This is a genomic window from Spongiactinospora sp. TRM90649 (genome assembly GCF_029382225.1).
Classification (GTDB): Bacteria; Actinomycetota; Actinomycetes; order Streptosporangiales; family Streptosporangiaceae; genus Spongiactinospora.
In genome coordinates this window covers 17236-39919 of sequence record NZ_JARLTC010000030.1, presented here as the reverse complement: position 1 = coordinate 39919, position 22684 = coordinate 17236, and the positions used below count along the sequence as shown (strand labels likewise).

General features: G+C 71.6%; 17 protein-coding genes. 13 read left to right on the top strand and 4 right to left on the bottom strand.

What is annotated here, in order from left to right; all coding sequences use genetic code 11:
• The first annotated feature begins 221 nt into the window (after nt 1–221).
• The 4 genes from P3X83_RS30360 to P3X83_RS30345 all read left to right on the top strand — a co-directional run bounded on the left by P3X83_RS30360 (nt 222) and on the right by P3X83_RS30345 (nt 2471).
• Entirely contained in the window at nt 222–968 is a 747-nt protein-coding gene (locus P3X83_RS30360) for a hypothetical protein (protein ID WP_277308703.1), read from the top strand.
• Between the two features lie 62 nt (nt 969–1030).
• Complete coding sequence (locus P3X83_RS30355) at nt 1031–1528, top strand: DUF1269 domain-containing protein (RefSeq protein ID WP_277308702.1); 498 nt, start codon at nt 1031–1033, stop codon at nt 1526–1528.
• On the top strand, nt 1525–1947 hold the full coding sequence (locus tag P3X83_RS30350; RefSeq protein WP_277308701.1) for a hypothetical protein: 423 nt from the start codon (nt 1525–1527) through the stop codon (nt 1945–1947). Before P3X83_RS30355 ends, P3X83_RS30350 begins: the two co-directional genes overlap by 4 nt.
• A gap of 77 nt (nt 1948–2024) precedes the next feature.
• A complete protein-coding gene (locus P3X83_RS30345; RefSeq protein WP_277308700.1) occupies nt 2025–2471 on the top strand; it encodes a hypothetical protein in 447 nt (148 codons plus the stop codon).
• 51 nt (nt 2472–2522) lie between these two features.
• On the opposite strand, the gene P3X83_RS30340 is transcribed toward P3X83_RS30345, so the two are convergent.
• Nucleotides 2523–4193 (bottom strand): HAD family hydrolase, encoded by a 1671-nt coding sequence (locus P3X83_RS30340; RefSeq protein ID WP_277308699.1) that lies wholly within the window; start codon nt 4191–4193, stop codon nt 2523–2525.
• A gap of 298 nt (nt 4194–4491) precedes the next feature.
• Here P3X83_RS30340 and P3X83_RS30335 point away from each other — a divergent pair, with 298 nt between their 5' ends.
• A complete protein-coding gene (locus P3X83_RS30335) occupies nt 4492–7128 on the top strand; it encodes a LuxR C-terminal-related transcriptional regulator (protein WP_277308698.1) in 2637 nt (878 codons plus the stop codon).
• 82 nt (nt 7129–7210) lie between these two features.
• Here the strand turns inward: P3X83_RS30335 and P3X83_RS30330 are convergent, their stop codons facing one another.
• Complete coding sequence (locus tag P3X83_RS30330; protein ID WP_277308697.1) at nt 7211–9172, bottom strand: LuxR C-terminal-related transcriptional regulator; 1962 nt, start codon at nt 9170–9172, stop codon at nt 7211–7213.
• A 439-nt stretch (nt 9173–9611) separates the two neighbouring features.
• Nucleotides 9612–10181 carry a DUF308 domain-containing protein gene (locus tag P3X83_RS30325; protein WP_277308696.1) on the bottom strand — a complete coding sequence of 190 codons (570 nt, stop codon included), beginning with the start codon at nt 10179–10181 and terminating at the stop codon, nt 9612–9614.
• A 190-nt stretch (nt 10182–10371) separates the two neighbouring features.
• On the opposite strand from P3X83_RS30325, the gene P3X83_RS30320 reads away from it, so the two are divergent.
• Nucleotides 10372–10590 carry a hypothetical protein gene (locus P3X83_RS30320; RefSeq protein ID WP_277308695.1) on the top strand — a complete coding sequence of 73 codons (219 nt, stop codon included), beginning with the start codon at nt 10372–10374 and terminating at the stop codon, nt 10588–10590.
• Between the two features lie 45 nt (nt 10591–10635).
• Here the strand turns inward: P3X83_RS30320 and P3X83_RS30315 are convergent, their stop codons facing one another.
• Nucleotides 10636–13341, bottom strand: coding sequence for an HAD-IC family P-type ATPase (locus tag P3X83_RS30315; protein ID WP_277308694.1), 2706 nt, complete (start codon nt 13339–13341; stop codon nt 10636–10638).
• A 151-nt stretch (nt 13342–13492) separates the two neighbouring features.
• Here P3X83_RS30315 and P3X83_RS30310 point away from each other — a divergent pair, with 151 nt between their 5' ends.
• The 7 genes from P3X83_RS30310 to P3X83_RS30280 all read left to right on the top strand — a co-directional run bounded on the left by P3X83_RS30310 (nt 13493) and on the right by P3X83_RS30280 (nt 22671).
• Entirely contained in the window at nt 13493–14914 is a 1422-nt protein-coding gene (locus tag P3X83_RS30310) for an amino acid permease (RefSeq protein WP_277308693.1), read from the top strand.
• Nucleotides 14911–16140, top strand: a complete 1230-nt coding sequence (locus P3X83_RS30305) for an arginine deiminase (protein ID WP_277308692.1) — start codon at nt 14911–14913, stop codon at nt 16138–16140. The genes P3X83_RS30310 and P3X83_RS30305 overlap by 4 nt, the downstream gene beginning before the upstream one ends.
• A gap of 8 nt (nt 16141–16148) precedes the next feature.
• Entirely contained in the window at nt 16149–17150 is a 1002-nt protein-coding gene (gene argF, locus P3X83_RS30300) for an ornithine carbamoyltransferase (protein WP_277308691.1), read from the top strand.
• A gap of 2 nt (nt 17151–17152) precedes the next feature.
• Nucleotides 17153–18103 carry a carbamate kinase gene (locus P3X83_RS30295; protein ID WP_277308813.1) on the top strand — a complete coding sequence of 317 codons (951 nt, stop codon included), beginning with the start codon at nt 17153–17155 and terminating at the stop codon, nt 18101–18103.
• Nucleotides 18104–18389: 286 nt separating this feature from the next.
• The gene (locus P3X83_RS30290; RefSeq protein WP_277308690.1) at nt 18390–18986 is read left to right on the top strand and encodes a TetR/AcrR family transcriptional regulator; all 597 of its coding nucleotides are present in this window, start codon (nt 18390–18392) and stop codon (nt 18984–18986) included.
• Nucleotides 18986–20722: an ABC transporter ATP-binding protein gene (locus P3X83_RS30285; RefSeq protein ID WP_277308689.1), complete on the top strand. Its 1737-nt coding sequence runs from the start codon at nt 18986–18988 to the stop codon at nt 20720–20722. Before P3X83_RS30290 ends, P3X83_RS30285 begins: the two co-directional genes overlap by 1 nt.
• The gene (locus tag P3X83_RS30280; protein ID WP_346742763.1) at nt 20719–22671 is read left to right on the top strand and encodes an ABC transporter ATP-binding protein; all 1953 of its coding nucleotides are present in this window, start codon (nt 20719–20721) and stop codon (nt 22669–22671) included. The genes P3X83_RS30285 and P3X83_RS30280 overlap by 4 nt, the downstream gene beginning before the upstream one ends.
• Nucleotides 22672–22684 lie beyond the last annotated feature (13 nt).

Genomic DNA, 22684 nt, shown 5'->3' with positions numbered 1-22684 from the left:
CGCCGCGGGCGGGCCGGACGCCCCCGCCCGCGGTGTGACTCCCGGTGCGACGGGGTGTGCGGTCACCCGGTCGCGGGACGGCGGATGGTCCGGTCGCCGGCTCGGTAAGGGGCCCGGCCGGCGACCGGACGGGAGGGGAGCCCGTGGGGGGCAGGGCCGGGGGTGCGGTCATGGATGCGTGCCGCACCTCCGGCCATGGGTGATGAAAGGGAGGACGAGGTATGGCAGGTGCCTATCGCCATGCCGGGCTCGGGGAACTGTCCGGTCTGGTCAAGGGTATGGACAGCGTGGAGCTACGGCTCGCCGTCTGCGAAGGACGGCGGGAGCCGGCGATCTCGATGCTGGACGTCGATCCGCTGGACGCCGGGATCCGCCAGGTCTACTTCTTCGACACCTCCGAGATGTCCCTCGAACGGCACGGCATGACCGTCTGCGCCCGCGAGGACCGGGACGGCGGCAGCGACGGCGACGGCGACTCGATCATGAAACTGACCGCCGCCTCACCGGGCGAGATGCCGGCCGACGCCGACTTCGGCGTCGAGGCGATGCCCGGCGGATACGTCTGCTCGGGGGCGATCAGAAGCCGCCCGCGCAACGCGCGGATCAAGGCCGTGGTGCGCGGCGACGAGCCGGTGCACAGCCTGTTCACCTGGCGGCAGCGGGAGTTCTTCGCCGCGCACGCGCCCGAGGGGGTGGCCCTCGACAGGCTGTCCGCGCTCGGGCCGGTGCCGGTCCTGGAACTGGGGCTGCGGCCCGCCGAGCTGGCGCGCAGCCTCGCGCTCGAACTGTGGAACTACCCGGAGGACCCCCGGCTGCTGGAGGTCTCGACGAGGGTCGCGCCCGAGGAGATGGTCGCCGCCACCGCCAGGACCTCCGCGTTCCTGCGTGGCAAGGGACTGAGCGTCGAGGGCGGCGCGGAGATCCCCCAGGCGGTGCCGGCGGTGCCGCCGTTCACCCGTCTGGGGTGAGGAGGTCCCATCACGGATCCGATGTCCTGGGACCACGCGACACCGAGGAGAGAGAGGGAACGATGGCAGACCTGATAGCGATCGGCTATCCGGACGAGAGCACGGCCGCGATGGCCGAACGCGAGGTGCAGCGGCTCGTCGATGACCTGGTCATCCAGCCCGACGCCGTGGCGGTCATCACCCGCAGCGACGACGGAAGGTTTCACGTCAGCACCAGCCACCACGCGGTGGCGGGAGGCGCGACCTGGGGGATGTTCTGGGGCCTGCTCTTCGGCATGCTGTTCTTCGTCCCCTTCCTCGGCATGGCGCTCGGGGCGGGGCTGGGCGCGGTGATGGGCAAGGTGGACAAGGCCGGGATCGACCGCGAGTTCCAGCGGCAGGTCCGCGAGCTCCTCCAGCCGGGCACGTCCGCGCTGTTCCTGGTCGTGGAGAAGGTCACGCCGGACAAGGCGGTGGCCGCGCTCGCCAGGTTCGGCGGCACCGTGCTGAAGTCGTCGCTGTCGGACGAGACCGAACGGCGGCTCCAGGAGGCCCTGGCCGGTGAGGGGGTGTCGGCGTGACGACGCGTCCCTACGCCAAGCGGGGCTGGAGCGTGGGCTTCGCGCTCTTCGCCGCCATCCTGATGGTGACGGTCGGCTCCTTCCAGGCTTTGGAGGGGCTGGCGGCCGTCATCGGCGACCAGTTCTATCTCCGCACGCCGAACTACATCTACGCGATCGACCTGACCGCCTGGGGCTGGACCCACCTGATCATCGGGATCGTGGTGGCCGTGGCGGGCTGGGGGGTGCTCTCCGGACGCCTGTGGGCCCGGATCGTGGGCATCGCCGCCGCCGTGCTGAGCGCGATCGCCAACTTCTTCTTCATTCCTTACTACCCGGTCTGGGCGATTCTGATCATCGCCCTCGACGTATTCGTCATCTGGGCTCTCTGCGTGTACGGCAGGCAGGAGGCCGCGGAGGCGGGATTGGGGGGCGACTGACAGACGACGCCTGGTGCTCATCGCAGGTCCTCGCCCGTGGGGGAGCGAGGACCTGCTCTTTTGAACAGGAGGATCCGATGTCAGAGCGAGTCTCCGCGTACTCCCGGGACCCGGTGGACGCCGGGCCCGGCGGCTTCGCCGTCGGCGTCGCGCTGTTCTCCGGCGTCATGATGACGCTGGTCGGCGTGTTCCAGGTGTTCCAGGGTGTGATCGCGCTGATGGAGAGCCGGTTCTACGTTCGCCCGCCCGAGTATCCCTTCCTGGTGGATCTCGCCGTGTGGGGCTGGGTGCACCTGGTGCTGGGCGCCCTCGTCGCGGTCGCCGGGGTGTTCGTGTTCGCCGGGCGGGCGTGGGCCCGCGCCGTCGGCGTGACGCTCGCGGCGATCAACATGGTGACCCAGTTCCTCTTCATTCCGTACTACCCGTTCTGGGCGCTGCTCCTGATCGCCATCGACGTGATCGTGATCTGGGCGCTGTGCTCCTATGACCGTCAGGCGGCGGAGGACCTCTCCTTCGGCGTCTGATTCCGGCTCCGGCGGCGGCCGTGGTGCCCGGCCGCCGCCGGAACGGTGGCGTCAGCCGAGCAGTCCCCGCGCGCCGAGCGTCAGGAGGACCGCGACGGTCGCCGCCCACAGCGCGAGCAGACCGGCCACCGTTCCGGTGAGCAGCCGCAGCGCGCCGCGTCCCGCCGCGATCGCGGCCACGACGGGGGCCAGCCCGCCGCCGGCGCGCAGCAGCGCGTGACCGCTCCCGCCGGTGTCGAACCCGGTGCCGATTCCCGTGCCGACTCCTGTGTCGATTCCCGTGCCGACTCCTGTGTCGATTCTGGTGCCGACTCCGGTGTCCGCCTGGGCCAGCGCCGCCGCCGTCCCTTCGCCGCCGCCGACCAGGGTGACGATGTGCCCCTGCTCCTGGAGCGCCCGCACGAGCGTGACCTTCTCCTCCGGCCGTAGCCGGGAGAACACCGTGGCCTCGCCCACCGCCTGGGCGAGCACGGCTGGGGACAGCGCCGCCACCCGCGCGCCGGTCATGATCGGCTCGTCGCCGAGGCCCACCCAGGACGCACCCGCCGCCGCCACGGTGCGCGGCGACTCGGTGATCAGCTTCACCGCGACGCCCGCCCGGCGGCAGGCCCGCAGGATCTCCGTCGCCTCCGGCCGCACCGGGTCGTGCACCGCCTGCAGGCCGAGGAAGGTCAGCGGCGGCAGGGCGTCCTCCGCGAGCGTGCTCTCGGACGGCGCGACGCTCCCGGTGGCGAACGCCAGCACGTCGAGCCCGCGCCGCTCCATGGCCAGCGCGAGGTCCAGCACGGCGGCGCGGTCGAGCTCGCCGGTGCTCCCGTCGCGGCCGAGCCCGTCGGCGCACAGGTAGAGCACCCGCTCCACGGCCCCCCTGGCGTAGATCGTCCCGGGCTCTCGGGGGTCCTGCCGGTGCAGGCTCGCCATGAATCGCCGCCGCTCCGTGTACGGCAGGGTGGTCACCCGTAGCGGGGCCTTGGTCAGCCCGAGCTTGGCCGCGCCGGTCAGCAGCGCCCTCTCGCGCGGGTCGCCGGTGACCCGCCGCGGGCCGTCTCCGGCCACCACGGCGTCGTTGCAGGCGACGCCCGCCAGCAGGCAGGCGTCCAGTGCGGCGTTGTCGCCGAGCGACACGCGCGCCCCGGCCGCGCCGACACCGCCGTGCGGGCTGTCGCCGCCGCTGGTCTCGTAGATCAGGCCGTCGGCCACCATCGTGGTGACGAAGGGCCGGTTCTGGGTGAGCAGCCCGGCCCGGTGCGTGCACAGGACGGTGGAGGCGGCCAGCGCGGGCACGGTGGCCAGGCGCAGCGGGACCAGGCCCCGCGCGGCCATCCGGCCCGCCGTACGGGCCAGGATCGCCCTGGCCACGGCCGGCAGCTCCACCGGCGCGGCGGCGATGACGAGGACGGCGAGCGTGGTGCGCCGGAACCCCGGCGAGAGGCCGCCGAGCGTCCCGGCCATCAGTAAGGCGGCCGAGGCGGAGAGGATGGTCAGCAGCCCCGCCCGGCGGAAGGCCTCCATGGCCCGGAGCGGCGGGGCGTCCTCGGTGGGCGACAGCCCGAGGGCGCGCAGCGCGCGCCCGGTCCGGGCCTCGACGCCCAGGGTGAGCAGGATCCGCGTGGCGGCCACGGCCGACAGCGCGGCCGAGGCGGCGGCGTCGCCGTACCAGAGCGCGAGCGCGCAGGGAGCGAGCAGCGCGAAGAGCAGGGGTTCGCACGGGGTGCTTCGCATGTGGGCCTCTTGGATGGTCGCGTCAGGGTTGGAGTCCCTGCTGACGCTTGGAGAGACGATGCTCTGCCGTCACTTTGATCCCAGGCTTCACACGAGGAGGGTGAGCCCGCTCACCCGCGCCTCACCCGGGTGAGATCAACGAGAGGGATGATGTGGCCTCACCCGTCCCGATGGGAGAACGAACGTGGCGAGGGCCCGATTCACACCCATATGACGGGAAGGATGGGTCATGTCCGGTCGTTTCATTCAGACTCCAGTCGTGCCCCGAGCGCGGCCGGTAGAAGAACCACCCGCTTCGATGACCAAGATCGATGTACCGGTGCGCGGGGCGTCGGTGATCCCGCGCACCCGCCTGCTGGACCGCCTCAGCAAGGGGACCAGGGGGCCGCTGACCCTGGTCACCGGGCCGCCGGGCGCGGGAAAGACCACCAGCGTGTCGTCCTGGATCCTGTCGGGCAGGCCGCCGGGGCCGGTGGCCTGGGTCTCTCTCGACCCTGCCGACCACACGCCCGGGCGATTCTGGCCGCTGGTGACCGAGGCGCTGCTGCGCGCCTGCGGGGAGGATCTCCGCCCCGAGCCGCGCGGCCCGGACGGCGTGCGCGGCCCCGAACTGGCCGCCGCGCTGGCCGGCCGCGAGCAGCCCGTGGTGCTCGTCCTGGACGACTTCCAGCCGAAGCGGAGAGACGAGTTCTCCGCCGAGATCGTCCGGCTGGCCAGGGCGGCCTTCCCCGCGCTGCGCGTCGTCCTGATCGCGCGCAGGGAACCGCCGCTGCCGCTGCGCCGCCTGCGCCTCGGCGGCGAACTGACCGAGATCGGGGGCGACGACCTCGCCCTCGGCGAACGTGACCTCGTGGCCCTCCTCGCCCAGCACGAGCTGTCACTCTCGCCCCGCTCGGTGCAGTCGCTGCTGGAGCGCACCGAAGGCTGGGCGGCCGGCCTCCGGCTGGCCGCCATGACGATGGAGCGCCTGCCCGACCCCGAGGCGTTCGCCCGCAAGTTCGGCGGCGAAGACCCGGCCGTGGTCGGCTACGTGGCGGAGGAGGTGCTCGATCCGCAGCCCGCCGACCTGCGGCGGCTGCTGCTGGCCACCAGCGTGGTGGAGCGGTTCGACGCCGAGCTGGCCGCCGAGCTGGCCGGTCCGGAGGCGGCCCGCCGGTTTCCGGCGTTGTTGCGGCAGAACGGCTTCGTGCTGCCGATCGGGCACGGCTGGTACCGGTACCACAAGGTGTTCGGGACCGCGCTGAACCTGCTGCACCGTCAAGAGAGCGCTGAGGGCGCGGTCGAGTCCCACCTGCGCGCGTCGGCGTGGTTCAGCCGCCGGGCGCGCCTGGCCGAGGCCGTGCACCACGCGGTCCGGGCCGGGCACTGGGCGCACGCCGCCTGGCTGGCCGTGGACGGGCTCGCCGTCGGGCAGGTCCTCGGCCTGTCGGCGCGGGAGCCGCTGGCCGACCTGCTGGAGGAGATCGCGAACCGCGTCTTCGCCGACGAGGCCGCGCTGCCCACGGAGCCGGAACCGGCGCTGGTGGCCGCCGCCGTGGCGCTCGCTCGCGGGCACGACGACGTCTGCGCCCGCTGGCTGGCGCACGCGGAGAGCCTGCTCGGGCGGATGCCCGGCGACCAGGCGCCGCCCGCCCGGCTGACCGCCAAGCTGATCGCCCTCACCCGCCCGGTGCCACGGACGGCCGAGGAGATCCGCGCACTGGCCGGTGAGGCCGAGCGGGTGCTGGGGCTGTTCCCCGGCGGGGCGCTCGACGAACGGCCCGAGGCCGAGGGACTGGTCCGCTACGCGCGGGGCTGCCTGGACCTGCGGGCCGGACGGCTCAGCGAGGCCGCCGCCGCGCTCGGCGCCGCCCTCCCGGTGGCCGAGGCGGGAGGCGACTTCCAGCGGCGGCGCGTCCTGGGCGCGCTCGCCGTCACCGAGGCGCTGCGCGGCCGGTTCCGGCAGGTCGCCGGGCTGGTCGCCAGGGCGTCCGGGCTGCCCGAGGTCGCGGCCGTGCCCGCCGGCCGCCGGGTGGCGGCCGTCCACGTGGCCCACGCGTGGGTGGCGCTGGAGGGCTCCCGGTTCGACGAGGTCCGCGCCGAGCTCGACCGGGCGTCCCGCGCTCTCCAGGAGTGCCCGGAAGCCGTGATGTCGGCGCTGCACGGACTGGTGGCGGCCCGGGCCGGGGTCGCGGACGGCGCGGCGGAGGAGTCGCTGCGGATCCTTGACGAGGCGCGGGAGCACACCGGGGGCATGCCCTGGCTGGACCGGCGGCTGCGGCTGGTGGCCGCCGAGGCGTACTCCGCCTGTGACGTGCCGCAGGCCGCGATCGAGGCGGCCAACCAGGCGGGCGGCACCGGCTCGACCGACTCGGCGGTGGCCCTCGCCAGGGGAGAGCTGGGCCGGGGCGAGGTGGCCGCGGCCTCCCGCACGCTCCGGTCCGCGCTCACCGAGGCCACGGCGGTCCCCATCGACGTCCGGGTGGAGGCGTGGCTGCTCGACGCCTTCCTCGCCTACCGGATGAACGACCGGTCGCGCGGGCGGCGCTCGCTGGACCGCGCGCTGCGGCTGGGCGAGCGCGAGCAGGTGCGGCTGCCCTTCGCGATGGCGCGGCCCTGGCTGCTGCCGGTGCTGCGCCGGGACGAGGAGCTGCTGCGCCCGCATCGCAGGTTCATCGATCCCTTGCTGGTCAGGCAGGCCGGGGCGCCCCGGCCCCGGGAGGCGCCGGAGGCGGCCGAGGCGGGGCAGGAGCCGCCGGTGTTCGGCAGGCTCAGCGCGCGCGAACTCGACGTGCTGCGCCATCTGTCCACGATGCTGACCACCAAGGAGATCGCGATGGAGATGTACGTCTCGGTCAACACCGTCAAGACGCACCTCAAGAGCATCTACCAGAAGCTGGCGGTAACGCGCCGGGGCGAGGCCGTGCGCCGGGCGCGTCACCTGGGACTGCTCTGATTCGGGCTGCGCTGACGGGACCGTACTGATCGGGCCGAACCGATGGGAGTGGGCCCGCACCGCCCGTCCGTCGCTCGTGGGCCTACAGCAGGCCCAGCTCACGGGCGCGGCGGACCGCGTGATCGCGGGACGTCGCGCCCAGCTTGCGATAGATGCTGCGGGTGTGCGTCTTGACGGTGTTCGTCGAGACGAAGAGCTGGTGACCGATCTCGCGCAGCGAGGAGTCGCCCCGCAGCAGCCGGAGCACGGCCTGCTCGCGCTGGGTCAGCGGCTCGGCCGCCCCGCTCGCGGCGGGTGTCTCCGGCAGCCGGACGCGCAACTGGGTCAGCCGGGTGCGGATGTACTCGCCGCAGTCGCGTTCCGTCGCCACCAGATCGCGCGCCTGGCCGAGGAAGGCCCGCGCGGTTTCGGCGTCTCCCGAGCCGAGCGCGCTGTCGGCGAGCACGATGAGCAGGATCAGCGTCGGCCAGGCCGAGAGGCCGACGACCGTCAGCCGCAGGGCCAGCGCGGGTTCGAGCACCAGTCTGGCCTCGGCGTGCCGTCCCTCCCTGGCGAGCGCCGCGCCCCACGCGGCGTCGGCGAGCGCGGCGGTTCCCGACTCGGGCAGGCCCCTGGTCTCGACCAGCCGGTAGGCCGTCCTGGCGAGCTGCGCGGCCTGGGTGGTACGGCCGAGCGCTCCCAGCACGAGGGACAGCACGGACGTCGCGAGCGTCCGGAAGGCGGGCACGGTCGTGGTGTGCTGCGCGGCCTCCTCCAGCGGCTCGATGGCGGCCTCCAGGTCGCCGGTGAGGTAGCGGGAGTAGCCGAGGGTGAACCGCGCGCCCGCGTACCAGGCCCCCAGGGGGTCGGGTTCCAGCCGGGCCGCCGTCTCGGCCGCCGCGACCATGGCCGGCACGCCGTCGAAGCCGAAGAACGCCCGCAGCAGGCTCAGCGCGAACCGGGCCGAGGGTGAGCCGTCCGGCAGCGGGCCGTCGTACGGCAGGGCCTCGGCCACGTCGAGCCAGTGCCGGGTGCCCGGACGGTCGCCGGACAGCGCCGCGATCCAGGCGGCGCACACGGAGATCCTCGGATCTCCGCCGATCCGCTGGGCGCCGATCAGCTCCATCCAGCCGCGCACGGTCAGCAGCCGGCCGGAGTCGATGTACTCTCCCCAGCGCGCCGCGAACAGGCCGGCGGCCAGGTCGGCGCGGTCTGCCGCCAGGGCGTGCCCGATGGCCTCGTCGACCAGCCCCCGCGTGGACAGCCAGCCGCTCGCCCGCAGGTGCAGCGCCGGGACGGCCCCCGGCTCGGTGCGGGCCAGCTCGCCGCGCAGCGCCTCGCCGAACAGCCGGTGGAAGCGGTACCAGCGGCGGTGGTCGTCCAGCGGGACCAGGAAGAGGTTGGCGCGTTCGAGTTCGCCCAGCACTTCCGCCGCGTCCGTCGTCTCGGCGACCTCGTCGCAGAGCGGCGCGGTGAAGGAGCCGAGCGTGGACACCCGGGTCAAGAAGGTGCGCGTGGCGGCGGGGACGCGGCTCAGCACCTCCTCCGACAGGTAGTCGAGCACCAGCCGGTGGGTGCCGGTGAAGTCGGCGACGAACGCCGCCGGGTCCGCCGCCGTGCGCAGCGCGCCCGCCGCCAGTGAGATGGCGGCGGGCCAGCCCTCGGTGCGGGCGATCAGGTCGCGCACGTCGGCCTCGCGCAGGTGGACCCCCGCGATCCGGCGCACCAGGCGGGTGGCCTCCTCCCTGGTGAAGCGCAGGTCGGCCATGCCCAGTTCCAGGCTGTCGCCCGAGGCCCGATAGCGGGTGAGGGGCAGCGCGGGGACGGCCCGGCTGATCACGACGAGCTGGAAGGTCGGGGGCAGGCGGTCCACCAGCGTCTCGACCTGCCTGCGGCACTCCTGGTCCTGGATCACATGGAAGTCGTCGAGCACCAGGACCGCGGGCTCCGGCCGTGCCGCGATCGCGTTCAGCAGGCGCGGCAGGACCACGCCCTCCACATCTTGGTGCCCGAGGTCGGCCCGCTGGCCCGCCAGGCCGGGGATCACTCCGTCCAGTGCCGCCACGATGGTCGGCCATAAGGCGGCCGGGGTGTTGTCGTGCTCGTCGAGCGACGCCCAGGCGAACGGCCGGGTCTCCTCGGCCGCGGCGGACCATGCCGATACTGCCGCCGTCTTTCCGAATCCAGCGGGTGCACAAATGACTACTAGACGGGCATCTCGGGCTGCGGTCAATGCTCGGGTAAGGGCCGGTCTCCGGACCCACTCCATACGCGGCTCAGGGATCCGCGTCTTCTCCCTTATCGGGAAGATAAATTCCGGTGAGGAGCGAATGCCAGCATTTCTTCTACGGAATGCCTGGCGGATCCAACTGCGCATCTTCACTCCGTCCACGTTGATGATCGTCGAGATGGAGTCTCGCTGACCTGGAGGGGAGCGTCAATCGGACGGGCCTCCGCCCGCGCATTTGAATGCCTATAGCCGGGGTTGCCGCGACGGAGGTATTTCATCTATGCCACTGGGAAGCCGAATGGGCCGACGACGCGAGGATGGCGGTGAGCCCGCCCCACGCGACCAACCAGAAACCGCCCGCCAAGGAGAGCGTCGGCAAAGACCGCGAGGAAGGGACGAGCGCGGACATGCCCGCGAGTGCGGTCACGACCGCCAGCGCCATTCCCGGCCCCCGTCCCGACCGAAAGGGGCCCATCACCAGATCGACGAGATCGGCCAGCCCGGTGAGCAGCCAGGTCATGCCGAACATGATGGACAGCACCCCGGCCGTGCCCAGCTCGTCGCGCAGGCCGAGCACGCCCGCCCCGGCCAGCAGCAGCCCCAGCAGCAGGAACAGCAGACGCACTTCGGCCTCGGCATGTCGGGCGAGCACAGCCCTGGCGATGTCGGAAGCGGCCAGGACGAGCGAAAGAACGCCGAACAGCGCCGAGAGTTCACCTGCCCTTTCCGGGGGCCAGGCCAGGAAGACCACACCGAGCAACATGGTGACCAGGCCCTTGATGGCGATGGCGTGGCGTTCCCAGGTCGTGGTGAAGGCGGTGCCGAACCGTACCGGATATGACATTGACGCTCCTTCCAGTTACCTGTGGTCATGGGACAGACCACCGAGAGTGGAAGGGGAGACGCATCATCCGCGGAGGGTGACCGGTCGTCCGCTCCTCGCGCGTGCCCGCCGGTCTCATCCCTGACGGGTGATATCAACACCCGCGCCCGGCCCGAATACTTCCAACGCCTGATTCGAAAAGGGAGGCGATGTGGGAGTTCTCATCGAGCTGATCGTGGTCGGTGCGATTTTCTGGTGGCTCTACCGATGCGTCATCGACCCCTGGCGGACCCGCCGCACCGGTTCCACCGTCACCGGGGCGCACGACGCCGGGGTATGGGTGAACCCGGTCAGATGGGCGGAGATCATCGTGGAGCTGGAGGAGGACGCGGGGGATCGGCGCCGCGGGGGCGGCCGAGGCGTCTCCTGACCGCCGGGCGGCGGTGCCGAGATCGCCGCCGCCCCCTGGTCCGCCTCAGGCCGTCACGGCGGCGCGCCGGCGCAGCAGCGCCTTGCGGGCCTCGGAGACGGGGATGATGGCCAGCCCCACCACCAGGCAGACGGCCCACTGCCCAAGCGACAGATCGGTCGTGCCGAGCAGCCGGTGCAGCAGGTCGAGTTCGGTGCCCATGACGATCGCCGCCACCGAAGCGGCGCAGGCGATGAGGAACGGCCGTCCGGCCCGGTCGCCCCGGCTGAAGACAGAGCGGGTGTCGTCCCTGGTGGTGATCGAGAAGAACAGGTTGAACAGCGAGAACGTGGTCAGGCCCATCGTCCTGGCCGCCTCCTGGCCGTAGGCGGGCTCGGCCCAGCCGACCACGCCGAGGGTGCCCAGGCCCAGGATCAGCCCGGCGACGCCGAGCCGGGTGAGCAGCCTCCGGTCCAGGATCGGCTCGTCCGCGCGCCGCGGCGTGCGGCGCATCAGGTCATCCGCGGGCGGCGAGTAGCCGAGCCCGACGGCCTGCGAGATCTGGACGGTGAAGTTCACCCAGAGGGTCTGCAGCGGCAGCAGCGGAACACCGCCCGCGATGTTGAACGCGCTCGCCCCGAGGAACGTGGCGATGAAGCCGATCAGCGTGCCGATCTGGAAACGGATGTACTTCTTCAAGTTGTCGTAGAGCCCCCGCCCCATCTCCACCGCCCGGACGATCGTGGAGAAGTCATCGTCGGTGAGGATCATCGCGGCGGCCTCCTTGGAGACCTCCGTGCCGGTGATGCCCATCGCGATGCCGATGTCGGCCCGCTTGAGCGCCGGGGCGTCGTTCACCCCGTCGCCGGTCATCGCCACGACGTGTCCCTTGCCGCGCAGCACCTCCACCAGGCGGACCTTGTGCTCGGGGGTCACCCGGGCGATGACCCCGATGTCGTCGATCTCCCGCGCCGCGGTCTCGTCGTCCATGGCCCCGAAGTCGGCGCCGGTGATGGTCCGGCCGGGGATCCCGAGACGGCCGGCGATGGCCTCGGCGGTGGCGGCGTGGTCGCCGGTGATCATGCGGACCTGGACGCCGGCCGCACGGGCCTTGGCGATCGCCGCCTTGGCCTGCGGCCTGGGCGGGTCCACGATCCCGACGAGGGTGAGCAGGGTCAGGCCCTCCACCTGCGGGAGCAGGTCGGGGACGGGGTCGAACTCCTCGGGGTCGAAGTCCTTGCGCGCGGTCGCCATGACCCGCAGGCCCTGCCCGGCCAGTCGCCGGTTCTCGGCCAGGAAGCGCTCCTTGAACTCCTCGTCCACGGTCAGCGGGTCCCGTCCGGGGGCCAGCGCGGTGGAGGCGCGGGCCAGTAACTGGTCGGGCGCGCCCTTGACCAGGCAGCGGACGACCTCCCGGCCCGACTCATCCGTCATCTTGTGAAATGTCGCCATGAGCTTGTACGCCGCGTCGAACGGCACCTCCGCCAGGCGCGGGTAGCGGCGGCGCGTGGCGCGGGCGTCCAGCCCGCCCTTCTCGGCCAGCACGACCAGCGCCCCCTCGGTCGGATCGCCGACCAGTTCCCCGTCGTCCACCTCCGCGTCGCAGGCCAGCGCCATCGGCAGCAGGAACGGCTCCAGCGCCACGCCCGGCTGCCCGCCGACGCCCCTGATCTGCCCGTCGGTGGAGTAGCCGGAGCCGGACACGGTGTACCGCAGGCCGGGCAGGCTCATCTCCACGGCGGTCATCTGGTTCAGCGTCAGCGTCCCGGTCTTGTCGGAGTTGATCGCCGAGGTGCAGCCGAGGGTCTCGGTGGAGCGCAGCCGCTTGACGATCGCGTTGGCCCTGGCCAGCGCCTGGGTGCCCATCGACAGGATGGTGGTCACCACCGCGGGCAGGCCGGTCGGGATCGCCGCGACGGCGAAGGCCACCGACGCGGTGAAGACCTCCGCGAAGCCGTTGCCCCGCGCCAGGTTGAACGACATGGAAAGGGCCAGGGCGAAGCCCGCGATCACCAGGATCTGGGTGGTCAGCTTGGCGAGCTGCCTGGTCAGCGGAGTGTCGGTGTCGTCCTGCGCGCGCAGCAGGCCGGAGATGTGACCCACCTCGGTGGCCATGCCGGTCGCCGTCACCACCAGCTCGCCCGAGCCCCGGGTGACGTTCGTGTTCATGAACGCCATGGTGACCCGGTCGCCGAGCGCGGTCTCCTCGGTGAGACGGGCCCAGGGGTCCTTGGACACGGGGGCGCTCTCCCCGGTGAGGGCCGACTCGCCGATCTCCAGGGTGGCCGCCCTGATGATCCGGCCGTCGGCCGGGACCAGGTCACCCGCCTCGACCGAGACCACGTCGCCGGGGACGAGCTCCTCGGCCGGGACCTCGGTCAGCACGCCGTCGCGCCGGACCCTGGCCTTCACGATCATCATCTTCTGCAGCGCGGCCACGGCCGCCGCCGCCTTGCCCTCCTGACGCAGCCCGAGGAAGGCGTTCAGCACGGTCAGCGCGATCAGCACCACGGCGGTGCCGTACTGCCGCAGCGGCCACAGGCTGACCAGGCCGGCGACCAGCAGGACGATCTGCATGGCGTCGGCGTACTGGCGGACGAGCGCGCGCCAGGCGGGCTCCCGGTGGCTCTCGGTGAACCGGTTGGGGCCGTATCGCTCCCGCTGTCCGGATATCTCGGCCTGGCCGAGGCCGCGGCCGGCCTCGACGTCGAAGGCTCTCAGCACCCCGGAGACCGGGAGCGCGTGGAAGCCGGTGGATTCCTGCGTTGCCATCGAATTCCTCTCCTTGGCCACTGGGCCATGGCCACTGGCCTGGAGTGTGGTGGCCCGCCCCGCGCCGGGACGTCACCCGGGAGGGGGGAGGCGGCGCCGGGCACGCGCCGCGATGGTGGTGATCACCACTTACACGGCACTGGAGGGATCCATGGCGGAGGCCGACGACAGCGGCGGCGCGAAATCGCGCGGGATGTTCGGCCTGACGCAGGCCACGGCGCTGATCGTGGGAAGCGTCATCGGGGTCGGGATCTTCAACATGCCGTACTCGCTGGCCGCCTTCGGCCCGATCAGCATCGTCGCGCTGGCCGTGACGACGGTCGGCGCGGTCGCCCTGGCCCTGATGTTCGCGGCCCTGTCGCGCCGGATGCCGGCCGACGGCGGGCCGTACGCCTACGCCCGGGTCGCGTTCGGCAACGGCGTCGGGTTCACCGGGGCGTGGTCGTACTGGATCACCGCCTGGGCGGGCAACGCCGCGATCGTGACCGGGTGGGTCTACTACGTGGAGCACTTCGTCAACGCGCGACACCTGGCCGGCTGGTCGATCGTGATCGCCCTGGTCGGGTTGTGGGTGCCCGCCGCCGTCAACCTGTCGGGCGTGCGGAACACCGGCATGGTCCAATTCTGGACCACCGTGATCAAATTCGTCCCGCTGGCGATCATTTCCACCGTCGGGCTGCTGTTCGCCGATTCGGCCAACTTCCGGCCGTGGAACGTCAGCGGGCAGAGCGACCTGGCGGCGATCGGCGGGGCGATGGCCATCGCCCTGTTCAGCTACCTGGGCGTGGAGACGGCGGCGGTGGCCGCCGCCAAGGTGCGCGACCCGGTGCGCAACATCCCGCGCGCCACGCTGACCGGCACGCTCGCCAGCGCCGTCGTCTACCTGCTTTCGCTGATCGCCGTGTTCGGCGTGGTGCCCACGGCCGATCTCGCCGAAGAGGCCAACAAGGCGTCCTACACGGTGGCGGCCAACGCCATGGCGGGCGGCGGGTCATGGGCCGGTGACCTGGTGGCGCTGGCCGTCATCGTGTCCGGGTTCGGCGCGCTGAACGGCTGGACGATGATCTGCGCGGAGATGCCGCTGGCCGCGGCCCGCGACGGCCTGTTCCCGGCGAGCTTCGGCAGGCTCTCCTCGCGCGGCGTGCCCGCTGCGGGGATCATCGCCTCCACCGCGTTCGCCTCGGTGGCCATGGTGGTCAGCTTCATGGGCGCGGGCGGGGCGACGGTGTTCAACACCCTGGTGCTGATGACCGGCATCACCTCGGCCATCCCGTACGGCCTGTCGGCGCTGGCGCAGCTCAAGTGGCGCGTGCGCGACGGCCGCAGGACGCACACGCCGAGACTGCTGCGCGACCTGACGGTGGCCCTGCTCGCGCTGGTCTTCTCCGCGCTGTTCATCTGGTACTCGCGGAACACCGGCGAGAGCGAGTGGTACCTCGTGTGGGGCCCGTATCTGATGGCCGGCGCCGCGTTCCTGCTCGGCGTGCCGGTCTACCTGCGGACCCGCACCCGCATGACCGATCCCGGACCCGTACCCCCGTACCCACTCAACCCAGGGAGACGACGTCCATGACCTTCCACGTTGACTCGGAAGTCGGCCGGCTGCGCCAGGTGATCCTGCACCGGCCGGGACTCGAACTGGCCAGGCTCAGCCCGGACAACACCGGCGAGCTCCTCTTCGACGACATCCTGTGGGGCAAACGGGCGCGCGAGGAGCACGACGCGTTCGCCCAGGTCCTGCGCGACCGCGGGGTACGGGTGCACTACTTCGAACGGCTGCTGGCCGACGTGCTGGAGAACCCGGTCGCCAGGGACTGGGTGCTCGACCGCGTGCTGACCGACGACACCGTCGGACCCACCCTGGTCGAGCCGCTGCGCGGGCTGGCCGAGGACGTGCCCGGCGACCGCCTGGCCGAACTGCTGATCGGCGGCGTGCTCAAGGCCGACCTGCGCCAGATAAGTCCCAGCAGCCTGCGATGGGAGCTGATCAGCGCCGACGACTTCCTGCTCGCGCCGCTGCCCAACCACCTGTTCCAGCGGGACAACTCCGCGTGGATCTACAACGGGGTCAGCATCAACCCGATGGCCAGGCAGGCCAGGGAACGCGAGTCCGTGCACAGCGCCGCGATCTACGAGTTCCACCCCATGTTCCTCCGGGAGTACTTCCCCATCTGGTACGGCGGTGACGAGGAGCGGCACCAGCCCGCCACCCTCGAAGGCGGCGACATCCACGTGCTCGGCAACGGGGCCGTGATGGTGGGCCTGGGGGAGCGGACCACCCCGATGGGGGTGGAGAACCTGGCTCGCGCGCTGTTCGCCGGGAAGGCCGCGGTCAAGGTCATCGCCATCGAGCTGCCGCACTCGCGGGCCATGATGCACCTCGACACGGTGCTCACGATGATCGACCTGACCACGTTCGTGATGTATCCGTACCTCGCCGAGCCGCTGCGGTCGTGGACCGTGCTGCCCTCGGAGGACCCCGACCGCCCGGAACGGCTGCGCGTGTTGCCCAACGCCGACCTGTTCGACACCATCGCCGAGACCCTGGACGTGGACCGGGTCACCGTCCTGCGCACCGACGAGGACCTGCGCGCGGCCCAGCACGAGCAGTGGGACGACGGCAACAACTTCCTGGCCGTCGAGCCGGGCGTGATCGTCGGATACGAGCGGAACGTGGCCACCAACACCAACCTGCGCAGGCACGGCATCGAGGTGATCACGATCGAGGGGGGCGAACTGGGCAGGGGACGGGGCGGTCCCCGCTGCATGACCTGTCCGATCGAACGAGACCGCGCATAGGAGCGTGCATGAGCGTCAACCTGACGGCCCGCAACTTCCTCAAGGAACTCGACTTCACCCCCGATGAGTGGAAGCACCTGCTCTATCTGGCGGAGGGACTCAAACGGGCCAAGTACACCGGTGTCGAACGGCCCCGGCTGACCGGGCGGAACATCGCCCTGGTCTTCGAGAAGACCTCCACGCGCACCCGCTGCGCCTTCGAGGTCGCCGCGCACGACCAGGGCGCGCACGTCACCTACCTCGACCCGGCGGGCTCGCAGCTCGGCCACAAGGAGTCCGTCGAGGACACCGCGCGGGTGCTCGGGCGCATGTTCGACGGCATCCAGTACCGGGGCTCCGCCCACGAGAACGTGGAGACCCTGGGACGGCTGGCCGGCGTGCCGGTGTGGAACGGTCTCACGGACGAGTGGCACCCCACCCAGACCCTCTGCGACATGCTGACCATGCGCGAGCACACGAACCGCCCGGACGCGGAGATCGCGTTCGCCTACTGCGGCGACGGCCGCAACAACATGGGCAACTCGCTGCTGGTGGCAGGGGCCATGATGGGAATGGACGTCCGCATGGTCGCCCCCCGGGCCCTGTGGAACCACGACGAGGTGATCAAGGAGGCGCGCCGGATCGCGGAGACGACGGGAGCGCGCCTCACGCATACGGAAGAGGTCGAGGCGGGAGTGTCAGGAGTGGACTATCTCTACACCGACGTGTGGGTCTCCATGGGCGAGGGCGCGGACGCCTGGGACCGGCGGATCGCGCTGCTGCGCGACTACCAGGTGAACATGGACATGATCAGGGCCACCGGCAACCCCAGGGTGCGGTTCATGCACTGCCTGCCCGCCTTCCACGACCGCAAGACCAAGGTCGGCGCCGACCTCTTCGCCCGGACCGGCATGGAGGCGCTGGAGGTCACCGACGAGGTCTTCGAGTCCCCGCACTCGATCGTCTTCGACCAGGCGGAGAACCGAATGCACACGATCAAGGCCGTTTTGCTGGCCACCCTGGGCGGGTGACCATGCGACTGGTGATCGCCCTCGGCGGGAACGCGCTGCTCGAACGCGGGCAGCGCCCGGACGCCGCCGCGCAGCGGGCGAACACGGCGCGGGCCGTCCGCGCGCTCGCTCCGCTGGGCGAGCGGCACGAACTGGTCGTCACCCACGGCAACGGGCCCCAGGTGGGCCTGCTCGCCCTGGAGAGCGCGGCCAACCCCGACCTGACCTCGCCCTATCCGTTCGACGTGCTCGGCGCGCAGACCCAGGGCATGATCGGCTACTGGCTGCTGCAGTCGCTGCAGAACGCGCTGCCCGGGCGCCAGGTGGCCGCCCTCATCAACCAGACCCTCGTCTCGGCCGCCGACCCGGCCTTCGCCAACCCCACCAAGTTCGTCGGGCCGGTCTACGAGCAGGACGTCGCGAGCGGGCTCGCGAGCCGCAACGGATGGACGTTCGCCCCCGACGGCGACCGGTGGCGCCGGGTGGTGCCCTCGCCCGAGCCGCACCGGGTGGTCGAGACCCGGCTCATCAGGGAACTGCTCGCGTTCGGCGCGGTGGTGGTGTGCGCGGGCGGCGGCGGGGTGCCCGTGGTCCGCAACGAGGCGGGGGAGCTGGAGGGGGTGGACGCGGTCATCGACAAGGACCTCGCCGCCGCCAAGCTGGCCGAGGCGCTGGACGCCGACGCGCTGCTGCTGCTCACCGACGTGCACGCGGTGATGCGCGGCTACGGCGGGCCGTCGCCACAGCCGATCGCGCGGGCCACCCCGGCGTCCCTGCGGCGCGAGACCTTCGCGCCCGGCTCGATGGGCCCGAAGGCGGAGGCGGTCTGCCGCTTCGTCGAGGTCACCGGCGGGTTCGGGGCCATCGGCTCGCTCACCGACGTGACCGACATCCTGGACGGCAAGGCCGGCACGGTCGTCACCCCCGGCGGCGACTACGGCGGCATCGGCGACCTGCGCCCCCCGGGCGGATGACGCCTCCGGCCGCGCGCGAGCCCCGCCCGGCCAGATCATGATGGCGCTCCGGCACGGTGACCTGCTCGGAGGAGACCCTGGTGCCGGGCGAGACCTGGGACGGCGGACTCTCCACCGTACGATCCGTCCGGTGCGAGTTCGCCTGACCCGCGACTGACCTGCGACTTCACCGAAACGGCGGCAGGCCCGGCCTGTCGCCGTTTCATGTTTTCCCATATCGATTTGAACGAGTGAGTGCTCGCTCAGTAGGCTTGCCCGTATGCCCAGAAGGCGACGGGTGCCGGCCTTGGCGCCAGAAGATCGGCGGGCGGCGCTCATCGCCGCCACGCTCCCCCTGATGCGCGAGCACGGCACCGCGGTGAGCACCCGCCAGATCGCCCAGGCCGCGGGTGTGGCCGAGGGCACCATCTTCGGCGTCTTCCCCGACAAGAACTCGTTGCTGCGGGCGGCGCTGATGAGCGCGTTCGATCCCACCGCCACGGTGGAGGCATTGGCGGCCATCGGTACGGAACTCGAACTGCGCGATCGGCTGCGCGCGGTGGTCAAGCTGGTGCGCGGCCGGATGATCGCGAACGCCAAGCTCTTCGCCGCGCCCCGGGAGTTCGCCGCCGACGACCGGGAATTCGCCGAGCGGATGATGGAGGCGCAGCGCCGGGTCCAGGGTGCCATCGTCGACCTGGTCGATCCCGACCGCGACCGCCTGCGGCGTTCCCCGCAGGCCGCCGCGCACCTGCTGCTCATGGTGATCATGGTGAGCGTGCACCGCGGCCTCTTCGACGACGGCGGGTTCGAAGACATGGAGGACGACGAGATCGTCTCCGTGCTGCTCGACGGGCTGCTCGTGCGGCCTTCCCCCACCCCCACGACAGAAAGCCATACTTGATGCTGCTCCGCCTGTTGCGGGCCAGGCTCAGGCCGTACCGGAAAGAGATCACGATCGTGGTCGTCTTCCAGTTCGTGCAGACGCTGGCCACGCTCTACCTACCGACCCTCAACGCCGACATCATCGACAACGGCGTCGTCAAGGGCGACACCGGGTACATCGCGCGCGTCGGCGTGGTGATGCTCGGTGTGACGATGATCCAGATCGCCTGCTCGATCGTGGCCGTCTACTACGGCGCGCAGACCTCGATGGCCCTGGGCCGCGACCTGCGGGCCGCGATCTTCCGCCGGGTGCAGGACTTCTCCGCCCAGGAGGTCAACGGGTTCGGCGCATCGTCCCTGATCACCCGGACCACCAACGACGTGCAGCAGATCCAGATGCTCGTGCTGATGACGTGCACCCTGGTGGTGGCCGCGCCGATCATGTGCGTCGGCGGCATCGTGCTGGCCCTGCGCCAGGACGCCGCGCTGTCGTCGCTGCTGCTGGTCGCGCTGCCCGTCCTGATCGCCATCGTCGGCCTGATCGTGGGGCTGATGCGCCCGCTCTTCCGCGCCATGCAGGAGCGCATCGACCGGATCAACCAGGTGCTGCGCGAGCAGATCACCGGCATCCGGGTCATCCGCGCGTTCGTCCGCGAACAGCACGAGCGGGAGCGCTTCGGCGTGGCCAACGACCGGCTCGCCGACGTGTCGCTGCGGGTCGGACGCCTGATGGCGCTGATGTTCCCCGCCGTCATGCTGGTGGTGAACCTGTCCAGCGTGGCCGTGGTCTGGTTCGGCGGCCAACGCATCGCCGACGGGGCCATGGAGGTGGGCGCGCTCACCGCGGTCATCTCCTACCTGATGCAGATCCTCATGTCGGTGATGATGGCGATGTTCATGTTCATGATGATCCCCCGCGCCGAGGTCTGCGCCGAGCGGATCGAGGAGGTCATGGACACCGAGCCGACCGTCCGCCCGCCGGAGAATCCCGTCACGCCGGAGCGGCGGCTCGGCGAGCTGGAACTGCGGTCCGTGGACTTCCGTTACCCCGGGGCCGAGGAGCCGGTGCTGTGCGACGTCAGCCTGACGGCGCGGCCCGGCCGTACCACCGCGATCATCGGCAGCACCGGCAGCGGCAAGACCACGCTGCTCAACCTCGTTCCCCGGCTGTTCGACACCACCTCGGGCCAGGTCCTCGTGGACGGCGTCGACGTGCGCGACCTCGACCCCGTGGCGCTCACCCGCACGGTCGGCCTGGTCCCGCAGTCGCCGTACCTGTTCTCCGGCACCGTCGCCAGCAACCTGCGGTACGGCAACCCGGACGCCACCGACGAGGAGCTGTGGCGTGCCCTCGAAGTCGCCCAGGCCAGGGAGTTCGTCGAGGCGATGCCCGGCGGCCTGGACGAGCCGATCTCCCAGGGCGGCACCAACGTCTCCGGCGGCCAGCGCCAGCGCCTGGCCATCGCCAGGACCCTGGTGCACCGGCCCGGCATCTACCTGTTCGACGACTCGTTCTCCGCGCTCGACTACGCCACCGACGCGCGCCTGCGCGCCGCGCTGGCCGAGGAGACCGCCGACGCCACCATCGTGATCGTGGCCCAGCGGGTGAACACCATCCGCGACGCCGACCGCATCCTGGTGCTCGACGACGGCCGCGTGGTCGGCAGCGGCGGACACGCCGACCTGATGACCACCTGCCCCACCTACCGGGAGATCGTGCTCTCCCAGCTCACCGAACAGGAGGCCGCGGCGTGACCACCCAGGCGCCCCCACGCCGGCCCCAGCCCGGCTTCGGGCCCGGCCGGATGATGTCCGGGCCCGCCGAGAAGGCCCTCGACTTCCGCGGCACGCTGCGCGGCCTGCTCCAGCTGCTGCGTCCCGAGCGCGCCATGCTCACCGTCGTGCTGATCCTCGGCGCGGTCAGCGTCGCGCTGACCGTGATCGGCCCCAGGATCCTCGGCCAGGCCACCGACCTGATCTTCGACGGCATCATCGGCGCCCGCCTCCCGCAGGGGGCCACCAAGGAACAGGCCGTGGCGGGCCTGCGCGCCTCCGGCCAGAACACCTTCGCCGACATGGTCTCTTCGATGGACGTGGTCCCCGGCCAAGGCATCGACTTCACCGCGCTCGGCACGGTGCTGGCCTGGGTGACGGCCATCTACCTGCTGGCCGCGCTGCTCGGCGTGTTCCAGTTCCGGCTGACCACGATCATCGTGCAGCGGGCCGCGGCCCGGCTGCGCGAGCGGATCGAGGCCAAGCTGGCCCGGCTGCCGCTCAGCTACTTCGACGGCCAGCCGCGCGGCGAGATCCTCAGCCGCGCCACCAACGACACCGACAACATCGCGCAGACCCTGCAACAGACCATGAGCCAGCTCATCACGTCGCTGCTGACGCTGGTGGGGGTGCTGGTGATGATGCTGGCGATCTCGCCGCTGCTGGCGCTCATCGCGCTGGTCAGCGTGCCGATGACGATCTTCGTCACGGCGGCCGTCGGCAAGCGGTCGCAGCCGCAGTTCATCAAGCAGTGGGCCGCGACCGGCAAGCTCAACGGCCACATCGAGGAGATGTACGGCGGGCACGCCCTGGTCAAGGTCTTCGGCAGGCAGCAGGAGGCCGCCGAGACCTTCGAGGAGCACAACCGGGAGCTGTTCACCTCCGGCTTCCGCGCCCAGTTCATCTCCGGCGTCATCCAGCCCGCGATGATGTTCATCGGCAACCTCAACTACGTGCTGGTCGCCGTGGTCGGCGGGCTGAAGGTGGCCTCCGGCTCGATCTCGCTGGGCGACGTGCAGGCGTTCGTGCAGTACACGCGGCAGTTCAGCCAGCCGCTGACCCAGGTGGCCGGCATGGCGAACCTGGTGCAGTCCGGCGTCGCCTCGGCCGAGCGGGTCTTCGAGCTGCTCAACGCCGAGGAGCAGTCGGCCGAGCCCGCCGCGCCCGCGCGCCCCGACCGGGTCAGGGGCCGGGTCGCGTTCGAGAACGTGTCGTTCCGTTACGCCCCGGACCGCCCGCTGATCGAGAACCTGTCGCTGACCGTGGAGCCAGGTCAGAGCGTCGCCATCGTCGGCCCCACGGGAGCGGGCAAGACGACACTGGTCAACCTGGTCATGCGGTTCTACGAGGTGACCGGCGGACGGATCACGCTGGACGGCGTGGACATCGCCCGGATGTCCAGGGAGGAACTGCGCGGCAACATCGGCATGGTGCTCCAGGACACCTGGCTGTTCGGCGGCACGATCGCGGAGAACATCGGCTACGGCGCGCAGGGGGCGACGCGCGAGCGGATCGAGGCCGCCGCGGCGGCGGCCCACGTGGACCGCGTCGCGCACACCCTCCCCGACGGCTACGACACGATGATCGACGAGGAGGGCGCTTCGGTCAGCGCGGGCGAGAAGCAGTTGATCACCATCGCCCGCGCGTTCCTGTCCGAACCGGCGATCCTGATCCTGGACGAGGCCACCAGCTCGGTCGACACCCGCACCGAGGTCCTCATCCAGCGGGCGATGAGCTCGCTGCGCGAGGGGCGCACCAGCTTCGTGATCGCCCACCGTCTGTCCACCATCCGCGACGCCAGCCTGATCCTGGTCATGGAGGAGGGCCGGATCGTCGAACAGGGCACCCACGAGTCGCTGCTGGCCCTGGGCGGCGCCTACGCCCGCCTCTACAGCGCCCAGTTCGCCGAGCCGGTCGCGGAGGTGGAGTGACGGCGGGATGAGG

Bases quoted from the DNA above. Each gene is read 5' to 3' on its own strand.
- P3X83_RS30360 (WP_277308703.1), top strand. From the start codon at position 222: ATGGCAGGTGCCTATCGCCATGCCGGGCTCGGGGAACTGTCCGGTCTG.
- P3X83_RS30355 (WP_277308702.1), top strand. From the start codon at position 1,031: ATGGCAGACCTGATAGCGATCGGCTATCCGGACGAGAGCACGGCCGCG.
- P3X83_RS30345 (WP_277308700.1), top strand. From the start codon at position 2,025: ATGTCAGAGCGAGTCTCCGCGTACTCCCGGGACCCGGTGGACGCCGGG.
- P3X83_RS30340 (WP_277308699.1), bottom strand. From the start codon at position 4,193: ATGCGAAGCACCCCGTGCGAACCCCTGCTCTTCGCGCTGCTCGCTCCC.
- P3X83_RS30335 (WP_277308698.1), top strand. From the start codon at position 4,492: ATGACCAAGATCGATGTACCGGTGCGCGGGGCGTCGGTGATCCCGCGC.
- P3X83_RS30325 (WP_277308696.1), bottom strand. From the start codon at position 10,181: ATGTCATATCCGGTACGGTTCGGCACCGCCTTCACCACGACCTGGGAA.
- P3X83_RS30315 (WP_277308694.1), bottom strand. From the start codon at position 13,341: ATGGCAACGCAGGAATCCACCGGCTTCCACGCGCTCCCGGTCTCCGGG.
- P3X83_RS30310 (WP_277308693.1), top strand. From the start codon at position 13,493: ATGGCGGAGGCCGACGACAGCGGCGGCGCGAAATCGCGCGGGATGTTC.
- P3X83_RS30305 (WP_277308692.1), top strand. From the start codon at position 14,911: ATGACCTTCCACGTTGACTCGGAAGTCGGCCGGCTGCGCCAGGTGATC.
- argF (WP_277308691.1), top strand. From the start codon at position 16,149: ATGAGCGTCAACCTGACGGCCCGCAACTTCCTCAAGGAACTCGACTTC.
- P3X83_RS30295 (WP_277308813.1), top strand. From the start codon at position 17,153: ATGCGACTGGTGATCGCCCTCGGCGGGAACGCGCTGCTCGAACGCGGG.
- P3X83_RS30285 (WP_277308689.1), top strand. From the start codon at position 18,986: ATGCTGCTCCGCCTGTTGCGGGCCAGGCTCAGGCCGTACCGGAAAGAG.